Source organism: Halomonas sp. IOP_6 (genome assembly GCF_021151565.1).
Classification (GTDB): domain Bacteria; phylum Pseudomonadota; class Gammaproteobacteria; order Pseudomonadales; family Halomonadaceae; genus Vreelandella; species Vreelandella alkaliphila.
The window spans coordinates 525,795-546,445 of sequence record NZ_JAIRBO010000002.1 but is presented as its reverse complement, the minus strand read 5'-3'; the positions used below and the strand labels follow the sequence as shown (position 1 = coordinate 546,445).

17 protein-coding genes are annotated in these 20,651 nt (G+C 52.2%); 12 read left to right on the top strand and 5 right to left on the bottom strand.

Annotation, left to right across the window (positions count from 1 at the left end; translation table 11 throughout):
* Positions 1-79 precede the first annotated feature (79 nt).
* Complete coding sequence (locus tag K7H08_RS06010) at positions 80-3,556, bottom strand: DNA translocase FtsK (RefSeq protein ID WP_120385495.1); 3,477 nt, start codon at positions 3,554-3,556, stop codon at positions 80-82.
* Positions 3,557-3,674: 118 nt separating this feature from the next.
* Between K7H08_RS06010 and aat the strand changes: the two genes are divergently transcribed.
* From aat to infA, 3 genes are all read left to right on the top strand, one after another.
* A complete protein-coding gene (gene aat / locus K7H08_RS06005; RefSeq protein ID WP_120385496.1) occupies positions 3,675-4,427 on the top strand; it encodes a leucyl/phenylalanyl-tRNA--protein transferase in 753 nt (250 codons plus the stop codon).
* Positions 4,428-4,505: 78 nt separating this feature from the next.
* A complete protein-coding gene (locus K7H08_RS06000) occupies positions 4,506-5,240 on the top strand; it encodes an arginyltransferase (protein ID WP_038482539.1) in 735 nt (244 codons plus the stop codon).
* A 139-nt stretch (positions 5,241-5,379) separates the two neighbouring features.
* Positions 5,380-5,598 (top strand): translation initiation factor IF-1, encoded by a 219-nt coding sequence (infA, locus tag K7H08_RS05995; protein WP_007111068.1) that lies wholly within the window; start codon positions 5,380-5,382, stop codon positions 5,596-5,598.
* Between the two features lie 171 nt (positions 5,599-5,769).
* On the opposite strand, the gene clpA is transcribed toward infA, so the two are convergent.
* The 3 genes from clpA to K7H08_RS05980 all read right to left on the bottom strand — a co-directional run bounded on the left by clpA (position 5,770) and on the right by K7H08_RS05980 (position 11,076).
* Entirely contained in the window at positions 5,770-8,046 is a 2,277-nt protein-coding gene (gene clpA, locus K7H08_RS05990; protein ID WP_095602355.1) for an ATP-dependent Clp protease ATP-binding subunit ClpA, read from the bottom strand.
* A gap of 138 nt (positions 8,047-8,184) precedes the next feature.
* Entirely contained in the window at positions 8,185-8,529 is a 345-nt protein-coding gene (gene clpS / locus K7H08_RS05985; RefSeq protein ID WP_174412716.1) for an ATP-dependent Clp protease adapter ClpS, read from the bottom strand.
* Between the two features lie 309 nt (positions 8,530-8,838).
* Positions 8,839-11,076, bottom strand: a complete 2,238-nt coding sequence (locus tag K7H08_RS05980) for an NADP-dependent isocitrate dehydrogenase (RefSeq protein WP_120385497.1) — start codon at positions 11,074-11,076, stop codon at positions 8,839-8,841.
* 305 nt (positions 11,077-11,381) lie between these two features.
* Between K7H08_RS05980 and K7H08_RS05975 the strand changes: the two genes are divergently transcribed.
* From K7H08_RS05975 to K7H08_RS05935, 9 genes are all read left to right on the top strand, one after another.
* The gene (locus tag K7H08_RS05975; RefSeq protein WP_231657458.1) at positions 11,382-11,984 is read left to right on the top strand and encodes a pseudouridine synthase; all 603 of its coding nucleotides are present in this window, start codon (positions 11,382-11,384) and stop codon (positions 11,982-11,984) included.
* Positions 11,981-12,442: an NUDIX hydrolase gene (locus K7H08_RS05970; protein ID WP_231657457.1), complete on the top strand. Its 462-nt coding sequence runs from the start codon at positions 11,981-11,983 to the stop codon at positions 12,440-12,442. The genes K7H08_RS05975 and K7H08_RS05970 overlap by 4 nt, the downstream gene beginning before the upstream one ends.
* Positions 12,443-12,515: 73 nt before the next feature.
* Entirely contained in the window at positions 12,516-13,658 is a 1,143-nt protein-coding gene (gene mnmA / locus K7H08_RS05965) for a tRNA 2-thiouridine(34) synthase MnmA (RefSeq protein WP_231657456.1), read from the top strand.
* Positions 13,655-14,293 carry a high frequency lysogenization protein HflD gene (gene hflD / locus K7H08_RS05960; RefSeq protein WP_125746560.1) on the top strand — a complete coding sequence of 213 codons (639 nt, stop codon included), beginning with the start codon at positions 13,655-13,657 and terminating at the stop codon, positions 14,291-14,293. The genes mnmA and hflD overlap by 4 nt, the downstream gene beginning before the upstream one ends.
* A gap of 93 nt (positions 14,294-14,386) precedes the next feature.
* The gene (purB, locus tag K7H08_RS05955; protein ID WP_231657455.1) at positions 14,387-15,772 is read left to right on the top strand and encodes an adenylosuccinate lyase; all 1,386 of its coding nucleotides are present in this window, start codon (positions 14,387-14,389) and stop codon (positions 15,770-15,772) included.
* A 55-nt stretch (positions 15,773-15,827) separates the two neighbouring features.
* On the top strand, positions 15,828-17,009 hold the full coding sequence (locus tag K7H08_RS05950; RefSeq protein ID WP_038482513.1) for a cupin domain-containing protein: 1,182 nt from the start codon (positions 15,828-15,830) through the stop codon (positions 17,007-17,009).
* 6 nt (positions 17,010-17,015) lie between these two features.
* Positions 17,016-17,438 carry a GNAT family N-acetyltransferase gene (locus K7H08_RS05945; RefSeq protein WP_231657454.1) on the top strand — a complete coding sequence of 141 codons (423 nt, stop codon included), beginning with the start codon at positions 17,016-17,018 and terminating at the stop codon, positions 17,436-17,438.
* Positions 17,439-17,886: 448 nt separating this feature from the next.
* The gene (locus K7H08_RS05940; protein WP_038482507.1) at positions 17,887-19,485 is read left to right on the top strand and encodes an isocitrate lyase; all 1,599 of its coding nucleotides are present in this window, start codon (positions 17,887-17,889) and stop codon (positions 19,483-19,485) included.
* Between the two features lie 275 nt (positions 19,486-19,760).
* Positions 19,761-20,228 carry a glycine zipper 2TM domain-containing protein gene (locus K7H08_RS05935; protein ID WP_030070161.1) on the top strand — a complete coding sequence of 156 codons (468 nt, stop codon included), beginning with the start codon at positions 19,761-19,763 and terminating at the stop codon, positions 20,226-20,228.
* A gap of 122 nt (positions 20,229-20,350) precedes the next feature.
* On the opposite strand, the gene K7H08_RS05930 is transcribed toward K7H08_RS05935, so the two are convergent.
* The gene (locus K7H08_RS05930) at positions 20,351-20,632 is read right to left on the bottom strand and encodes a hypothetical protein (protein WP_193061612.1); all 282 of its coding nucleotides are present in this window, start codon (positions 20,630-20,632) and stop codon (positions 20,351-20,353) included.
* Between the last annotated feature and the right edge of the window lie 19 nt (positions 20,633-20,651).

Here is a 20,651-nt window from a genome sequence, read left to right as displayed (position 1 = left end):
CGCAGGGTTTCACCTACGGCGCGACTTTCACGCTTATTGCATTATTGAGCCAAGCGCCGGGCACTCATTAACAGACAAGTCAGTGGCCTATCGGTGGCGGTGCCAACACTTCACGGGCACCGTTAGATCCCATAGAGGTAACCACACCGGCACCTTCCATTGCTTCCACCAGGCGTGCAGCGCGGTTATAACCGATTTTGAAGCGACGCTGAACGGCAGATATAGAAGCTTTGCGTGTTTCGGTAACGAACTGAACCGCCTCATCATAAAGCGCATCCTGCTCAGCATCATCGCCATCTACGCCCTCAGCCTCAAGACCCGTCAGTGCATCGGCGGTTACACCGCCTGACAAAATCTCTTCAATGTACTCAGGCGCGCCACGTCGCTTCCAATCATCCACGACCCGGTGCACTTCGTCATCGTCTACAAAAGCACCATGAATCCGGTTAGGTGGCCCTGAGCCAGCGGGTAAGTAAAGCATATCACCATGGCCGAGCAGGCTCTCGGCGCCCCCCTGATCCAGAATGGTACGCGAATCAATCCGCGACGATACCTGGAAGGCCATTCGCGACGGAATATTCGCCTTAATCAGCCCGGTCACCACATCAACAGAGGGGCGCTGAGTAGCCAAAATCAGGTGGATACCCGCTGCACGCGCCTTTTGTGCCAAGCGAGCAATGAGTTCTTCAACTTTCTTCCCGACGATCATAAACATGTCGGCGAATTCGTCGATCACCACCACGATGTAGGGCAGTTTTTCAAGGATTGGCGGCGTTTGATGCATTTCCCATGGCTGTGGCTCCCAAAGCGGGTCGGCAACTTGTGCGCCGGCACTCTCAGCCTCATCTAAACGACCATTAAAGCCTGCAATGTTACGCACCCCCATTGCCGCCATTAATTTGTAGCGGCGCTCCATCTCCGCAACACACCAGCGCAGACTATTTGCAGCTTCTTTCATATCCGTGACCACGGGAGCCAAAAGGTGTGGAATGCCATCGTAAACTGACAGCTCCAGCATTTTTGGGTCAACCATGATCAGCTTCAGCTCATCTGGGGTCGCTTTTAGCAGCATGGAAATCAGCATGGCATTAACACCCACTGACTTACCAGACCCCGTCGTACCAGCAACCAGAAGATGGGGCATCTTACCTAGATTAGCGACAACGGGCCCGCCGCCAATGTCCTGACCCAACGCCATGGTCAGTGGCGAGCTTTCTTGTTGATAACGGTCAGAGTCAATTACTTCACGCAGACGAATCATTGCTCGATGGGGATTAGGTATTTCAATGCCGACCGTTGGACGTCCAGGAATTACCTCAACCACACGTACACTCTTGACCATTAACGAGCGTGCTAGGTCTTTAGCAAGGTTACTGATTTTGGAAACCTTCACCCCAGCCGCTGGCTTAATTTCAAATCGGGTGATCACAGGGCCAGGCCATGTATCAACGACTTCCGCTTTAACACCATACTCACGCAGCCGCACTTCCAAGAGCTCCGCCATATCAGCAAGCTGCTCGTCCGTGTAATTTGGCTCATGCGGCTCTGGAGGCGTCAGCAGCTGGAGACTGGGCACATCCCCTTCTGGCTCATCAAATGTTTCAAACGCTGGACGCTGGCTCTGCAGATGCTCAACGGTCCACAGAGTAGGCCCATTGTCAGATTCTTTTTCCTCAGAAGACGCCTCGTCGGCAGACATGTCATTTGAATCCACCGTCTCAGAAGACTCACCTTGGGGAACCCCAACCCTGGGTGCCTCCGCCCTGGATACCTCAGTCCTGGATACATCAGTCCTGGATACATCAGAATCATGTAGCGTTGGCTCTTGGCGCGTAGCAGTAACGGCTGGTCGTGCGACAGGGAGATCATCTTCCTCATCATCCCATACTGGCTCTGGCACGACTTCAGGTACTCGTTCGGAACGAGGCTCAGGGGGCGTCGCATGTACAGGGCGAGAGTCACCAGCATCTCGCAGCGTGATTGCGGGCGTATGCTCGGGTTCAGGCATGCTGGTAGAAACAGGCGCCATCTCGCGTTCAACGTCGTCGCCTTGCTTAGCTGTATCATGCTGTTTTATTTCATGCGCTGCATAAGACATCGCCTGAGACGTAGCTTGATGCTCTGTTTCATCGCGTGATACGTCTGCCGATGAAGTAAATGGCTGCGTTTCTGCTGGCTGAAAACTAGGTGCAGGATGAGAAGCCGATTTTTCACCGGCTAGCTCATCACGCGCTGGCCGATCGAACGTTGGCTCTGCCTCTCTCGCGGAGAGCGGTACTGAAAGTGTTGGCTCGCTGCTTTCGTCCTTGATGCGCACCGCAAAAGCATCCTCGCGAGGCGCGCTGGGCAATTTTTCCTCGGCGTCTTCTACAGCGTCTTCCGCAGCCTTTTCCACATCGTTGTTCACAACAGGCTCTATTTTAGGCTCTGTTTTAACCTCTGTTTTAACTGCTGCTTTAGCTTCACGCCGCTCTTCAGCCGTGGTTTCAAGCGGCTGGTCATTAGGCTCAACCGACGGAACATCCTGAGGGGCGTCCATCTCAGAAGCAGGCTGTTCAGCCGCAGTTGAGGATGCACGCTTGGGCATCTCTTCCTCAGGCAACGCCCCTGAAAATGCAGCCGCTGCCCATGGAATTGAGGTATCTGTCGTAGTGGTTGAAAAACTAGGCTCACGACGTACGCGGCTGCTTTCTTGGGCGGGTGCTTGCTGGTGACTACTCTCTTTTGGACTTGGGCGTTGCGAGTCACTCTCTGGCTTAGCCGCTTTAAATTCAGCTAGTGGTTTCTCTTTTACTTTCTGAGACGCCGCTTTCGCGGCGGCACGCACAGCAGCACGCTGGGAGCGCCTCTCACGCCCTTTAGCACGCCGAGCGCTGAACCAGCCCCCTACTTTACACAGACGACGACCAAGCTCATCAGCCACCTGTAACCACGACATGCCGCTAAACAGTGGAAAACCGATCAAGATTAGCGCAGCAGAAATAAGACCAACACCACCATTGCTGACAAGTGGTTTTAGAGTGCTGACTAACCCTTCGCCCAATATACCGCCAGAGGCGTAAGGCAAAATGCTGTCAGGATGATAAAAATGCAGCGCACCCAACATCGTCGTGCCGAAGATAAGCAGCACTAATCCTCCGGTGTGGACAGCAATCGCTACCGGATCGATATCAAACCGCACTTGGCGTGACCTCATTAGCCACCAGGCTGCATAACCAAACATTCCCGGCCACCACAAGGCACTTGCTCCCAGCAGCGAATAAAGCACGTCCGCAAGCCAAGCACCAACAGGCCCCATCCAGTTATGAACATCCGTTTCCGGCCCTTGATAAGACCAACCTGGGTCGGCAGGGTCATAACTAAACAGTGCCAATAACAAAAATACGCACAGCGCAAGCAGCACCACGACCACGCCTTCGCGCGCCGAGCCCTGCAAGCGCAGGCCAAATCGACGAGCTTTATCCTTTGCGGCTTTAACTCGCCCAGTTGAGGCCGTTGATGATGGTTGACGCGAGTTACGTTGCGTTCGCTTGTCTACCGCCTTATTTACTTTCAAGCGATTCTCCCTTTACACCTCAATGGTGTCTTTAATCCACTTGCGAGTTTGCATCATACCGAGCATCCTTTCGCCGTCACAGCGCTTCTATCGAAGTGTTCAGTAACAGGAGCAAACAATGCTACCTTGGCTTTCATCGCCACAGCCTATCTTTCCGTCTACCGACCTTGCCCTCGAGTCACCGAACGGCCTTCTTGCCGCAGGCGGAGAGCTCTCCCCCCACTGGTTAATCCACGCTTACCGAAAAGGTATTTTTCCATGGTATAGCGATGATGAACCTATTTTGTGGTGGAGCCCCAACCCACGTATGGTATTGCAACCACCACAGTTTAAACGACGTCGTAGCCTTGTTAAGCGATTGCGTCATGGTGGCTTTATCGTCACTGTGGATCAACAGTTTGAAAACATTGTTAAAGCATGCGCTGCGCCACGCTCTGGGGAGCCAGGCACTTGGATCAATCAAGATATGCGTCACGCTTACCAACGTCTACATGAGCTAGGCATCGCGCATAGCATTGAAGTACATCTTGAAGGCCAACTGGTTGGCGGGCTTTATGGATTAGCAATGGGGCCAATCTTCTTTGGTGAATCAATGTTCTCGCAAGTGCCCGATGCCTCTAAAATCGCCCTCGCCCACTTAGCCCATGCTATGCAACACCATGAGGGTAAACTGATCGACTGCCAGATGCACACACCTCACTTGGCGAGCCTTGGTGCGACAACAGTCGCTCGTAAGACGTTCATCAACTATCTTGAAAAGTGGTTGCCTAACGAGGCATTTAACTTAACGAATATGACCAATGAAGCACCTACTATACCTGGATCACCGTGGCTTGGTGCCATTGCCTCAGGCCACTCTTCAGAATGGTAAGCGTATTCAAACTAGTCCATATTCAAGCTAGTCCATATTCAAGCTAGTCCATGTTCAAACTAAGCAAGGAGGCAAGCCGTGAGTAGTAACGCTCCTCGCCGCCCTGTGCGGGATTTGCGCTTCTTCCTAACCGTTCCCCACGCCTGCAGCTATCTTCCTGGCAAAGAGGCAACCACTCTGTTTCTGGATCCCCAGGAATCTCCCGTTCCCGGCGTTTATGACTCACTTTCGTTACTCGGCTTTCGTCGCAGCGGTCGCCACCTATACCGCCCTCACTGCGAGGGTTGCAATGCCTGTCGCTCAGTACGCATTCCTATCAGCGACTTTAGCGCTAATCGCACCCAACGCAAACTCCGGCGTCTTAATGCCGATATTGCTACACGTGTAGTGCCTGCACGCTATGAGGCAGAGCATTATGCACTCTATGCAGACTATATCCGCTTACGCCACGCCGATGGTGACATGTATCCGCCTAGCCGGGAGCAGTATCGTACCTTTTTAACGCTTGAAGAACCCTATGCACACCTTTTAGAGATGCACCTGGATGGGAAGCTCGTCGCGGTCGCGGCATTTGACCAACTTGAACATGGGCTATCGGCTATTTACACGTTTTTCAGTGTCGATAAGGCCTTGGAAAAGCGATCACTGGGAACGTTTGCTATTCTCAAACTTATTGAGCTGTGTGGTGAAAAGTCTCTCCCCCACTTGTATCTTGGGTATTGGATTGAAGAGTGCCGTAAGATGCGTTACAAGCGCGCGTTCACCCCAATAGAGGTGCTCGACGGGCGACATTGGCGGCCTTTAATTTGCTAAACTTGCCAGCTTTTTTGCCTTGATGGCAGGCTTACGGCACAATATAGCGCTGCTTGCTGGGTAACCGTCACCTGACGACACCCATTGAAGTGACTAATTAGACCAAACCATTACGTTAAATAAGTGAGGATCTGCCTATATGGCACGCGAAGATCATATTGAAATGGAAGGCGTTATTGTTGATACCCTTCCCAACACCATGTTCCGTGTTGAGCTGGAAAACGGCCACGTCGTCACCGCTCATATTTCAGGCAAGATGCGCAAAAACTACATCCGCATCCTGACAGGTGACAAGGTAAAGGTAGAGCTGACGCCCTACGATCTGTCAAAAGGCCGTATTGTTTATCGCTCGCGCTAAGCCTTGGTAACGCCTACAAGCAAATACTGCCCGCGCATGCACGCATCTTGACTGAAAATATAGCGTAAGTACGGCGCCGCTCTCTGGAAACGACAACGCCCCGTCGGATGACAGGGCGCTGTGCTTTAGTGAGGCATGAGATAAGGGCTTAATGTAGACTTAGCGCCCTTTTCAGGGCGCATCCGCCATCTCCGACTCCGTTGACAAATGCAGCTCACCTTCTTCAAGGCTAACGTGCACAATGCCGCCTTGATCAGCCAGCTCGCCAAATAGAATCATCTCAGCCAACGGCTTCTTCAGTTTCTCCTGGATCAAGCGAGCCATTGGGCGTGCTCCCATATCGGGATCGTAACCCTTCTCTGCCAACCAGTCTCTCGCGGTATCATCCACTTCAAGCTGTACACGCTTTTCGTCCAGCTGTGCCTGTAGCTCGATCAGGAACTTATCGACTACGTTACGCACAACAGACGTTTGCAGCGCATGGAACTGGATAATACCATCCAAGCGGTTGCGGAACTCAGGCGAGAAGGTGCGACGAATCACTTCCATCGCGTCGGTTGAGTGGTCTTGGCTTTGGAAACCGATAGAGCGCCGTGATGCCTGCTCTGCCCCTGCGTTCGAGGTCATGATCAGGATCACGTGACGGAAATCCGCCTCGCGGCCATTGTTGTCTGTCAAACGACCGTGATCCATAACCTGCAGAAGCAGGTTAAACACTTCAGGGTGCGCCTTCTCAATTTCATCTAGCAGCAATACACAATGCGGCTGCTTGGTGACGGCTTCCGTTAACAGGCCCCCTTGGTCATAGCCAACATAGCCTGGAGGGGCACCAATCAAGCGTGAAACAGTATGACGCTCCATGTACTCCGACATATCAAAGCGTACTAGTTCGATACCCATGATATGCGCCAACTGCTTAGCCACTTCGGTTTTACCAACGCCGGTTGGGCCAGCAAACAAGAAACTACCTACTGGCTTATCTGGCGATTTCAAACCGGCACGGGAAAGCTTAATGGCAGCGGAGAGAGTATCGATGGCCTCATCTTGACCGAACACCAACATTTTCAAGTCGCGGTCGAGCTTCTCTAGCAACTTACGATCAGAACTTGAAACACTCTTTGGCGGAATGCGCGCAATAGACGCCACTACCGCTTCTACCTGTTCAACATCAATAGTGTTAGTCCGCACTTCTGGCGGTAACATACGCTGGTGCGCGCCTGCCTCATCAATCACATCGATGGCTTTATCGGGTAGGTAACGGTCATTGATATAGCGATCAGCCAAACGAGCGGCACTCTCTAGCGCGCCATCGGTGTACTTAAGCTCATGGTGTTCTTCAAAGCGCGAACGTAACCCTTTGAGGATCTTGATGGTGTCATCCACAGAGGGTGCTAGCACATCCACTTTTTGGAACCGACGAGCCAGGGCGCGATCTTTCTCAAAAATACCGCGGAACTCTTGGAACGTTGTCGAACCGATACACCGCAACTCACCGGAGGAAAGCAAGGGCTTCAGCAAGTTAGACGCATCCATTACGCCACCCGAGGCAGCACCCGCGCCTATTACGGTATGAATCTCGTCAATAAAGAGCACGGCGTTAGGCTGCTTGCGTAATTCACTAAGCAAGCTTTTTAGGCGCTTCTCGAAATCACCGCGGTATTTAGTACCCGCTAACAACGCTCCCATATCAAGCGAGTAAACCACTGCATCAGCAATCACATCCGGCACATCTTCTTCAACAATGCGCTTTGCTAAGCCTTCTGCGATAGCGGTTTTACCAACACCAGCCTCGCCGACCAATAGCGGGTTATTCTTGCGCCGGCGGGCAAGGATTTGCACCACGCGCTCAAGTTCATGATCGCGACCAATCAATGGATCTATTTTGCCTTGGCGCGCCTGCTCATTCAGGTTGGTAGCATAACCGGTTAACGGATGCGCAGCCCCTTCAGAACTACCCTCTTCAGCATCTTCACTCTCTTGAGAAGACGGCGATGGAGCAGCCCCATGGCCAGCCACCTTAGAAATACCGTGAGCGATATAGTTAACAGCGTCTACGCGCGCAACGCTTTGTTGCTTGAGGAAGTAAACGGCTTGGCTTTCCTGCTCAGAGAAAATAGCGACCAGCACATTAGCGCCAGTCACTTCACTCTTTCCAGATGACTGCACATGAAATACAGCACGTTGCAATACGCGCTGAAACCCAAGGGTAGGCTGGGTTTCGCGATCCGCCTGACTCTCAGGAATCAATGGTGTGGTCGAATTAATAAAATCCTGCAGATCAGACCGCAGCTTATCGAGATTCGCCCCACACGCCTTTAGCACGTCAACTGCTGACGCATTATCCAACAACGCCAGGAGCAGGTGCTCAACGGTCATAAACTCGTGGCGCTTTGAGCGAGCCACGGTGAAGGCCGTGTTCAGGGTAAGTTCAAGTTCTTTGCTCAGCATGGCAGTCCCCTTTTCGCTACTACCTAGGGCGTGTCGCCACCTAGGGCTTGCGTCGGATCAGTTTAGTCGACCGGCACTTTCAACATCGGGTACAAATGGCGCACTTGCAAGGCCCATCGCTAATTTTTTTCAACGCTTTCAGTCAGCAGCTTCGATATCACACATTAAAGGATGCTCGCATTCGCGGGCATATTCATTGACTTGGTAACTTTTCGTTTCTGCAATATCCCGTGTAAAGATACCGCACGTCGCTTTACCTTGGGTATGCACCGCAAGCATGACCTGAACCGCCTGCTCACTATCCATATTAAAAAATTCCTGTAATACCTCAACAACAAACTCCATCGGTGTGAAATCATCATTGTGAAGTATCACTTTGTACAACGGCGGCCGAGCAAGCTCTGGCTCAGCTGGCTGAACGGCTAGATCATCATCATATTCAGGCGCATCTGGCCGAGTCATTCCTGCGTGCAGGATAGCCATGACGTATGGGCTGTCTGTAGTAGGCATAAGCAGCAAGGGTTATCGTCTCTTAGCTGGCAAGTGGTGTCTTACGGCGCTTGAATCATCCATCCTAGCTTGAAACTCACTAACTTTAACTAAGCTAGATTTAATCACTCTGATTTTGCTCTCCAAAGTAAGACGCCCGTTACCAGCAAGGGTTCATGGAAAATACAAAATTAGCATACTAAATAAGACAAAAAACCCTCGCCCACCAAAGCGGGCGAGGGATATCACAGCGTTTTCATGCGTATTGCCCAGCGGCAACGCAGACTGCTGATGATTTAAGTCTTAACCGTTTGCGACCATTGCAAGGGCTTCATTGAGCGTCTTACTCGGGCGCATGACTTGACTAGCCACTTCCCCATTCGGGTGGTAATAGCCTTTAAGGTCAACAGGCTGGCCTTGCACGCCATTCAGTTCGTCAATGATCTTAGCTTCATTGGCTTTCAGCGTTTCTACTAAACGGGCAAAGCGTGTTTTCAGCTCAGCGTCTTGATCCTGAGCGGCTAGTGCTTCTGCCCAATAGAGCGCTAGATAGAAGTGGCTTCCTCGGTTATCAAGCTCACCCACTTTGCGCGAAGGTGATTTATTGCTCTCAAGGAACTTGCCGTTAGCTTCATCCAACGCTTTCGCCAGCAACTTAGCACGGTCATTGCCAAAACGTTTGGCGAGGTGTTCCAAAGAAGCAACCAGCGCCAGGAACTCGCCAAGGCTGTCCCAACGTAGGTGGTTCTCTTCAAGCAGTTGCTGAACGTGCTTAGGTGCGGAACCACCGGCACCCGTTTCAAACAGACCACCGCCATCCATCAACGGCACGATAGAAAGCATTTTGGCACTAGTGCCCAACTCAAGAATCGGGAATAGGTCTGTCAGGTAATCACGGAGAATATTGCCCGTCACCGAGATCGTATCGAGACCACGAATCACGCGCTCAAGGGTGTAACGCATCGCCCGAACTTGAGACATGATATGGATTTCGAGGCCATCTGTATCGTGATCTTTAAGGTACGTTTTGACCTTTTTGATCAGCTCATTCTCGTGCGGACGGTAAGGATCAAGCCAGAACACCGTCGGCATACCAGAATCACGGCAGCGCTCAACCGCCAACTTCACCCAGTCGCGAATCGGCGCATCTTTGACCTGACACATGCGCCAGATATCGCCCTGCTCCACTGTCTGTGATAGCAGTACTTCACCCGTGTCCAGATCAGTGATGTTGGCAACACCATCCGCTGGCACCTCGAAGGTCTTATCGTGAGAACCATACTCTTCGGCTTTTTGCGCCATCAAACCAACATTGGGAACGGTACCCATTGTGGCCGGATCAAACGCGCCGTGCCATTTACAGAAGTTGATCATTTCCTGATAAATACGCGCGAACGTCGACTCAGGCATAACGGCTTTGACGTCCTTGAGACGACCATCAGCACCGTACATCTTACCGCCAGCGCGAATCATCGCCGGCATCGAAGCATCGACAATCACATCACTGGGTGAGTGGAAGTTGGTAATGCCGCGAGCCGAATCAACCATCGCCAGCTCTGGGCGCTTGTCATGGCACGCATGCAGGTCACTAATGACTTCATCACGCTGGGATTCTGGCAAGGTCGCAATCTTATCGTAGAGATTAGCGATGCCGTTGTTAACATCGACACCCAACTCTTTGAAGAGCTCACCGTGCTTCTCAAAGGCGTCCTTGTAGAAAATTTTGACGCAGTGCCCGAACACGATGGGGTGCGAGACCTTCATCATCGTCGCTTTTACGTGCAATGAGAACATCACACCGGTCTTACGCGCATCCTCGATTTCACGCTCGTAAAACTCCAGCAGCGCTTTCTTGCTCATAAACATGCTGTCAATGATTTCGCCTTCCAGCAGCTCAACCCGAGGCTTGAGCACCTTGGTTTCACCGCTGGCAGTGATCAGCTCCATCTTGACGTTGCGGGCGCGATCCAGGGTCATCGACTTCTCGCCGTGGTAGAAGTCGCCACTATGCATGTGCGAAACATGGGTACGCGACGCCTGGCTCCACTCCCCCATAGAATGCGGGTACTTGCGGGCGTACTCTTTCACGGCTTTCGGTGCGCGGCGATCAGAGTTACCTTCACGCAATACGGGGTTAACTGCGCTGCCTTTCACTTTGTCATAGCGCGCTTTGATATCTTTCTCTTCATCGCTGCTTGGGTCGTCCGGATACTCGGGCAGCTTGTAACCTTGTTCTTGCAGCTCTTTGATCACCGCCCGCAGCTGCGGCATAGAGGCGCTGATATTCGGTAATTTGATGATATTAGCTTCGGGAACCTTAGCCAGCGCACCTAATTCGGCCAGGTGGTCTTCGATACGCTGCTCTTCGGTCAAGTAGTCGGGAAATAAAGAGAGAACGCGAGCCGCCAGGGAAATATCCCGGGTTTCCACCTCGATACCCGCAGCGTCGGTGAAAGCGTCAATAATCGGTAGCAAAGAGTATGTCGCGAGCGCAGGCGCTTCGTCGGTGAGCGTGTAAATGATCTTCGGCGTTTTAGACATTTTGCGTTAACCTCTTTTTTCTATCGCTGTGATTATAGAGATCCTGAGCGACGCGACTTCTTCAACGAGAGACCATGCCGCGAAGCAGGCGGGGCCATTTAATTTGGCTTTCCCGGTTATCAATCGGTGGTTTTTACGGTGGTTATTTCAGTGGAAATTACGACAACTCCGGCACGACATAAACGCTATTCAAAGGCGGCTTTTCAAGAACTGCCTTTGAAATATTAGCCTCAAAGTATACCAGCGCTGCATTTTAATCGCATGAGAGATTGTCGACAAATCAAGGGCACCCTTCTAAAGAGATTATGAGCACTTTATATTTACTGCATAAACCCTATCGTATGCTCTCTCAGTTTACCGACAAACAAGGCCGCGCCACATTAGCCGATGTTATAGATGTGCCTGGCGTGTACGCCGCAGGGCGGCTTGATTATGACTCTGAGGGCCTGCTGTTATTAAGTGATGACGGCAGCCTCATCCACCGTATCGCCCACCCACGTCACAAGCAGCCCAAAACTTACTGGGTGCAGCTCGAAGGGCAGATTAATGATGAGGCAATTCGTGCTCTCAAAAACGGTGTCACCTTAAAAGATGGCCCAACCCAGCCAGCAAAAGCCCGGCGCATTGAGCCACCGGTCATCGCACAACGCGACTCAAGGATTGACCCGAAGCGCCACCCCACCACCAGCTGGTTAGAGTTAACAATTAGCGAAGGCCGCAACCGCCAAGTACGGCGCATGACCGCCCATGTAGGGTTTCCTACGTTGAGATTGATACGCGCGGCGATTGGCACATGGCAACTTGGCGACTTGGCCCCAGGCGAGTGGCGCAAACAAACACTACACGCTCCACGCCCCACTAAAGCGCCAAAGCGCAGCGGCGCACCTCGGCACAGGCACTCCAAATGAGCAGTGAGATGATAAAAAATGCCATCATCAGAAGTACCGTTGCCTGCGTGATTCAGCGCAATGACCACTTTTTGATGGTGGAAGAAGCCCGCGGCGGTAGGCAAACCGTGTTTAACCAACCGGCTGGACATGTAGAGCCAGGCGAAGGTCCTATGGTAGCCATCTTGCGTGAAGTGCAAGAAGAAACTGCTTGGCAGGTGACGCTAACCGACTACTTAGGTCTTTATGTCTTCCACACGCCAGAAGGCCTTACCTTTCATAGCCATGGTTTTATAGCCACACCAGACGTCATGCTCTCGTCCCCCATTGATAGCGACATCACCGCCACTCACTGGCTCACATTAAATGACATCAAAGCCCTCGGCAATGCCGGTAGGCTGCGCAGCCCCCTGGTGCTTAAACGGATCGAAAACGCCATTAACGGCCAATGTTATCCCCTGGCCGTGATTCATGAGTGAAGCACTCGAAGCACCAAGCCTCCATCGTGTATAATCAGCATCCAATTGCACACCACTTCAACTGAGGATGCCAATGACATCCACCCATGGCACGTCTATTCCTGAAGCGCCCGAGACCCAAAAAGTAATTGTTGGCATGTCGGGCGGCGTTGATTCATCGGTTTCTGCTCTCCTTCTACTCCAACAAGGGTATGAGGTTGAGGGCCTGTTTATGAAGAATTGGGATGAAGACGACGGCACCGAATACTGCACGGCGAAAGAAGATCTTGCCGATGCAGAAGCTGTGTGTGAGAAGCTGGGCATCAAATTGCATACGGCCAATTTCGCATCCGAGTATTGGGATAACGTCTTCGAGCATTTTTTAGCCGAATATAAAGCGGGCAGAACGCCCAATCCCGATATCCTGTGCAACCGAGAGATCAAATTTAAGGTCTTTCTAGACTACGCTGAAATGTTAGGCGCCGATAAAATCGCAACCGGGCATTATGTTCGCCAAGGAGTTCGCGGAGGACGCCCGCGCCTGCTAAAAGGTGTGGATAGCAATAAAGATCAAAGCTATTTCCTACACGCGGTGCCTGAAGCAGCGATTGCGCGCACCCTGTTTCCGGTTGGTGAGCTTGAAAAACCTGCCGTTAGAGCCTTGGCTGAACAGCACGATCTTATTACCGCCAAGAAAAAAGACTCTACTGGTATTTGCTTTATCGGCGAGCGCCGCTTTCGCGACTTTTTGCAGCAATACCTGCCCGCACAACCCGGCAATATTGAAACGCCCGAAGGCGATGTCATTGGTAAGCATATGGGACTGATGTACTACACCCTGGGGCAGCGCCAAGGGTTAGGCATTGGTGGTCTCGCCAACTATTCGGAAGACCCATGGTACGTAGCGGCCAAAGACCTTGAGCGTAATGTATTGATTGTCGTCCAAGGCAAGCATCACCCACTGCTGTTCACCAATGCGTTGGCCACTGAAGCCATGGACTGGGTAGCAGGTGAGCCGCCTGCCGCACAGGGCCGTTACACCGCCAAAACCCGCTATCGTCAAAGTGATTGCCCATGTGAAATCCATGCGCTGCCCGACGGCACTGTTGAGGTGGTGTTTGATGATCCTCAGTGGGCAGTCACACCAGGCCAGTCATTGGTACTTTATGATGGTGAAATTTGCTTAGGCGGCGGCGTTATTCGCGCCACTTGGAATACCACGGAGACCACTGCATGAGCGCTACCCCTATTCATCGCGCACCGGAGTCTCAAGCCGCCCGCCAAGCACTGGCGCTGGCTGGCGTTTTTCAATCCGCTAGTTTGGTAGACGAACTCGCGCGGACTGGACAAGTAGATCCTCGCGCCTGGGAAACACTCATCAATGCAACCGTGGACACCAACCCGGAAAGCTTTGAAGCTATTTATGGCGGCCACCCCAATAATTTACGCCGCGGGTTAGAAACACTCGAAGCCCTTGTTGGCCGCAAACAAGCCAATCCTGTGGTTCTCCGCTACGGTTTTTCGCTGCTACTGTTAATGAATAAACTGCGCACTGACCGCCATATGATGGATTTACTTGGTCAAAAGCTGTCCCACGTACAGGGGCAGGCAGAGCACTTCGGCAGCACTCATGAAAATGTGATTGCAAGCCTCGGTGATGCCTACCAAGAAACCATTTCGACGTTTAAAACCCGCATCGTGGTTCAGGGCGATCCCTCTTTACTGCAGACTCGCATGATGCCCGAGCGGGTGCGCGCCTGCTTGATGGCAGGCATACGTTTTGCGCTGCTATGGCACCAGCAAGGCGGCCGTCGCTGGAAGCTTGTTTTCCAGCGTAAAGCGTTGAGGCGCGCGCTTGATAGCCTTGGCTAACGCGCCCAAAGATCATCTCGGCACTTCGAGCAATTTCTTTTCGACATATTGCTGTTCGAACCATTGACTTCAGACCACCTTGGAAACCAAGCCATGCAACTCTCTGCTTTGACCGCCCTCTCCCCCGTTGACGGACGCTACGGCGCAAAAGCCGCCGCACTACGGGAGCACTTCAGCGAATTCGGTCTTATCCGTGCTCGCGTGATTGTGGAAGTGCGCTGGCTGCAGCGCCTTGCGGACCACAGCCAAATTGTCGAAGTACCGCCGCTGTCAGTCGAAGCGACGGCTTTTCTTGAGCAGTTGATTCGTGACTTTTCTGTCGAAGATGCCGAACGCATTAAAGAAATAGAGCGCACCACCAACCACGATGTCAAAGCGGTTGAGTATTTCTTGAAAGAGAAGATTGCGGGGCAGCCCGAACTCAACGCGGTCACTGAATTTATTCACTTCGCTTGCACCAGCGAAGACATCAACAATCTTTCCTACGGCGTTATGCTGGCAGATGGGCTAAAGGCCATTCTGCCCACCCTGCATGAAGTCGCCGATGAGATTGCCAAATTGGCCATTGCGCATGCAGCTCAACCGATGCTTTCACGCACCCATGGACAAACCGCCAGCCCCACAACGCTAGGCAAGGAAATGGCCAACGTGGCCTACCGGCTTAAGCGCCAGCTCAAGCAAATCGAACGCGTTGAGATTCTGGGTAAAATTAACGGTGCTGTGGGCAATTACAACGCCCACCTGACGACCTACCCAGACATTGACTGGGAAGCCAACGCACGCACCTTTGTGGAAGGCTTAGGACTAAGCTTCAACCCCTACACCACACAGATTGAGCCCCACGACTACATTGCCGAGCTTTTCGATGCAGTTTGCCGCTTCAACACTATTTTGATCGACTTTGATCGCGACGTATGGGGCTATATTTCGCTGGGCTACTTTAAGCAGCGCACCGTCGAAGGCGAAATTGGCTCATCGACCATGCCGCATAAAGTTAACCCAATTGACTTTGAAAACTCGGAAGGCAACCTTGGGCTGGCCAATGCCGTGCTTAATCACTTGGCCCAGAAACTACCGATTTCACGCTGGCAGCGCGACCTGACGGATTCCACTGTGTTGCGCAACCTAGGCGTTGGCTTGGCTTACGGCCTGATTGGCTATCACGCTAGCCTCAAGGGTATCAGCAAGCTTGAAGCAAATCCTGAGCGCCTAGCTGAAGACCTGGATAACAGCTGGGAAGTACTGGCTGAGCCAATTCAAACGGTCATGCGTCGCTATGGCATCGAAAAGCCCTACGAAAAGCTTAAAGAATTAACCCGCGGCAAACGTATTGACCAAGCAGGCTTTGCTGCCTTTATCGATACGCTTGAACTACCCGAGTCGGTTAAAAATGAGCTGAAAGCCCTCTCTCCTGCCAGCTATATTGGTAATGCGAAGGCTCAAGCCGAAGCACTTAACCAGCGGCTTGCTGCACTCTAAACGACGCACTGCGCCCTTAGTAAGGCGCAGCGCTCATTTGAACTAGGATAACGCCATGAGCCAACACGATAAGCCACTCACATTGCTGGGCGATTTAACGCCCGAAGACTTCTTGGCCAATTACTGGCAGCAGAAGCCGCTGCTGATTCGTGGCGCTATCCCCGACTTTATTAGCCCCATCGACCCCGATGAGCTAGCCGGGCTTGCCTGCGAACCCGGTGTAGAAGCGCGCCTTGTGGAAGAAAACGGGCCTGATGGTCCCTGGCAGGTTTCCCACGGCCCGTTTGACGACGCAACCTTTGAGCGCTTGCCGGAAGGCAACTGGAGCCTCCTGGTTCAAGCCGTCGATCACTATGTACCGTCTATCGCTGCACTAATGGATGAATTTGACTTCCTTCCCCGTTGGCGGTTAGACGACATCATGGTCAGCTATGCGCCGCCCGGTGGTAGCGTCGGCCCACATATCGACCAATACGATGTTTTCCTGTTACAGGCTAGCGGCCACCGGCGCTGGCAACTAGGCGGTAAGCAGCCAGACAACGCGCCCATTATCCAAGGTATCGATCTACGTATTCTTGAAACCTTTGAGATTGAAGCTGACTCTGACTGGACGCTATCACCGGGCGATATGCTGTATCTCCCCCCTGGTTGGGCGCACCACGGCGTTAGTCAAACCGACGATTGCATGACTGTTTCGGTAGGGTTTAGGGCACCATCAGCGGATGAAGCCATCACATCCTACGCCGACTATCTAGGAGAGCAGCTTTCTGACTCCCACCGCTATAGCGATGCGGGCATGTCTCCCGCAAGCCAAGTGGGTGAACTAGATGATGCGGCCGTTGAACGTATGCGCCAGTTTGTACTCTCCACCTTGGACAATCCTGAGCAAATAGCCCAGTGGTTTGGTCGCGTCATGACCCAACCGAAATACATTGACCAAGTAGCGCCCCTTGAAGAGCCAATGACGGAAGCTGACCTTGTTGCGCAACTACAACACGGTGAACCACTGTTTCATATGCCGGGTTCCCGCGTTGCTTGGCGAAGCGATGCCAACGGCACCACGCTCTTTGTCGACGGCGACGGACACTCCTGTTCAACTGAGTTAGCCAAGCGGCTTGCCGACCCATCGCCTATGTATGAAGACGTACTTGCCATTGATGGGGCAGCAGCGCTGATAACACAGTTAGTAAACACCGGAAGCCTAGGCTTTATGGGCGAAGAGGATGATGAGGAGTAGCTAGCGGTGTCGACGACAACCATTATTAACGGTGATTGGAGTACGCTAAAGGATATAGCTTCCGAGATCCGCCGCGTGGTGTTTATCGAAGAGCAGTGCGTGCCTCAAGAGGAGGAGTGGGATGGCCGTGACGAGGAGTGCAGCCACTTCATTGCCTATCTTGAGGATCAGCCAGTGGGGACTGCGCGACTGCTGCCCGACGGCCATATTGGGCGCGTCGCGGTACTCGATAGCGCGCGTGGCGCTGGCATTGGCTATCAACTCATGGAAGCAGCCATTCAGGCTGCTCGAGAAGCAGGCCATACCCATGTAGCGCTGAGCGCTCAATTGCACGCCCTCGCCTTTTACCAACGCTTGGGATTTGTGGCGCATGGTGGCACCTTTATGGATGCCGGAATACCTCACCGGGAAATGCTGCTAACGCTGTAGTCGCTTTTTTTTGACTACGATTGTGATCAATCAATGAGAGCGCCACTGCTATGTGGCGCTTTTTTTTGCTCCATTTTCAGCCCACCTGACGAAAAACGACTACACAAACAGAGCGTTTCAGTACGCTCCTGTAGTTGAACTACAACCCCTTCTGCCCCCAAGTGACAATTGTTGAACCTGCCGTTCTCGTTGATAGTTATTGCACCGCAGCGTTATGGCGAAACATCGAATTTAGCCAAACAGGAAACGCTGTAACCGACGTTTAAATAAGCGTCTCCACAATGATCACTCTCCGATGCGACGTTTGACTAAGAGACGTTTTGCTCAGAGACAATTGGCGTAGAGACAGCGCGTTAAATTTCGATAATGCTGAACACATCTTCGCAGGTGCAGCATAAGAATAAGCTAACTTGCGAAATAGCTATCATGACCCTGGAGGAAACAGCTTATGTCAGGACTGCTCGACGATATCAAAGCAATGGCCCAACTGCGCGAAGCTCAAGGCGGCAAATGGGAAGCGATCAAACCTGAATACGCTGCACGCATGCGTGCTCAGAACCGTTTTCATACCGGTTTGGATATTGCACGCTACACTGCAAAAATTATGCGTGACGATATGGCGGCCTACGACGCTGATACGTCTAAGTACACGCAGTCTCTGGGGTGCTGGCACGGTTTTATTGGCCAACAAAAACTGATTTCCATTAAAAAGCACTTTGGCACGACTAAGCGCAGTTACCTCTACCTGTCAGGCTGGATGGTAGCCGCCTTACGCTCCGAGTTCGGCCCACTGCCCGATCAGTCCATGCATGAAAAAACATCGGTCGCTGATCTGATCGAAGAGCTGTACACCTTCCTGAAGCAGGCAGATGCTTGGGAACTTAACCACCTGTTCCGTGCCTTGGATGAGGCCAAAGAAGCAGGCGACAGCGCTCAAGAGCAAGAGCTAATCAGCAAGATCGATAACTACGAGACGCATATCGTACCGATCATTGCTGATATCGATGCCGGTTTTGGTAACGCTGAAGCGACTTACCTGCTGGCCAAGAAATTCATCCAAGCGGGCGCTTGCTGTATCCAGCTTGAAAACCAAGTTTCCGATGAGAAGCAGTGTGGCCACCAGGATGGTAAAGTCACCGTTCCCCACGAAGACTTCCTGGCAAAAATCAATGCTGTGCGTTATGCCTTCCTTGAGCTCGGCATCGAAGATGGCGTTATCGTGGCGCGCACCGACTCATTAGGTGCAGGCTTAACCCAGAAAATCGCAGTGACTAACGAACCTGGCGATCTAGGCGACCAGTACAACAGCTTCTTAGATGGCGATGTCATCGAAAATGCTGGCGACATCAACAATGGTGATGTGGTTATCAAACAAAACGGTAAGCTTGTTAAGCCGAAGCGTTTAGCGTCAGGCCTCTACCAGTTCAAACCGGGCACCGGCGAAGACCGCGTTGTGCTTGACTGTATCACCAGCCTGCAAAACGGTGCTGACCTGCTGTGGATTGAGACCGAGAAGCCCCACGTCGGCCAAATTGCCAGCATGGTTAACCGCATCCGCGCCGTCGTGCCCGACGCCAAGCTGGTTTACAACAACTCACCGTCATTTAACTGGACGTTGAACTTCCGCCAGCAAGTATTTGATGCCTGGGAAAAAGAAGGCAAAGATGTTTCCGCTTACCAGCGTGACAAGCTAATGGGTGTTGAATACGACAACACTGAGCTTGGTCAGCTAGCGGATGAGTGGACACGTAACTTCCAACGCGATGGCGCTCGTGAAGCCGGTATTTTCCACCACCTGATCACGCTGCCAACTTACCACACAGCGGCACTATCGACTGACAACCTGGCTAAAGGCTACTTCGGTGATGAAGGCATGCTGGCCTACGTCGCAGGGGTACAGCGTCAGGAGATTCGTCAAGGCATCGCTACCGTAAGACACCAGGACATGGCTGGCTCTAATATTGGCGACGACCATAAAGAGTTTTTCCACGGCGACGCGGCACTTAAAGCCGGTGGTAAAGACAACACCATGAACCAGTTCGGCTAATCATTTAATTAGCACGACACAACAGGGGGCTTAGGCTCCCTGTTTTTTTATAAGCTAGCCTTACAACATCCCTCTCCTGATCAAGCATCGTAGTCACTTTTACACATTGCTTTCTTAATACTTGTCTACACTTTAATCCATGATCTTTCCTGTTGATGGCTAGTCAAAACTAGTCGCTTAGGTTATCTTTGGCGAACGCTGTTCTATAACTAGCTTACGTATTACCCCCGTTGCGGCTTAGCAGCCATGCGGGTCAAGACACACTGGAGGTTTGAATGAAACGTTTACTACCTATTGCAGCATTGAGCATTCTCACGCTGGCAGGTTGTGCCAACACTGCGCCTTATTCAGGTGATGTATACCGTGGCAATCAAGCGCAAACAGGCCAAAGCGTGACCTATGGCACCATCGTGGCGGTCCGTCCTGTACAAATCCAGGCAGACAGCCGTACAGGCAACCTGTTGGGCGGCGGTGGCGGTGCTGTCATCGGCGGCCTGCTGGGTAGTCAAGTTGGTGGTGGCTCTGGTCGTCAACTAGCAACCGTTGCAGGCGCATTAGGTGGCGCAATTGCCGGTACCGCAGCAGAAGACCGCGCTAACCGCATTAATGCGTTGGAAATGGAAATTCGTCGCGACGACGGCACAGATGTGATCGTGGTTCAAAGCGCAGACCGTCAATATCAAGCAGGCCAGCGTGTTCGCCTGATCGGTAGCGGCGCTAACTTAAGCGTAGCTCCTTACTAAGTTCGTCTTACCAAACGCTTCCTAGCCAGTAACACAGGTAGCGCCGTAATAGAAAAATGCCCGACCAAGCCTACTTGGTCGGGCATTTTTGTCGCCTTCGTTAATGGCTAACAAGGCATAAGTTAGTGAGCTACTTTATTGCTCGCCCAGCTTGCCAGCTTTGCGATTACCAAACCAATAATGGTCAACAGGATAACGACCAGAAGAATATCGACTGGACGAATCAACGTTGTAGCACCCAACACGGCTAATGCTGCCACCCATAAATAGCGGTTGTCGCCATGTGTTTTTAATACCTCAGGCAGCATTTTATCCAGCCCCTGACTGACACTGCTATCCCAGCGTTTGTTCGCAAAGTAGGCAATTAGCACAAAGGCGATAACCCAAATCAAGAAGATCGTCATAACCAGCTCCAGTGAATGT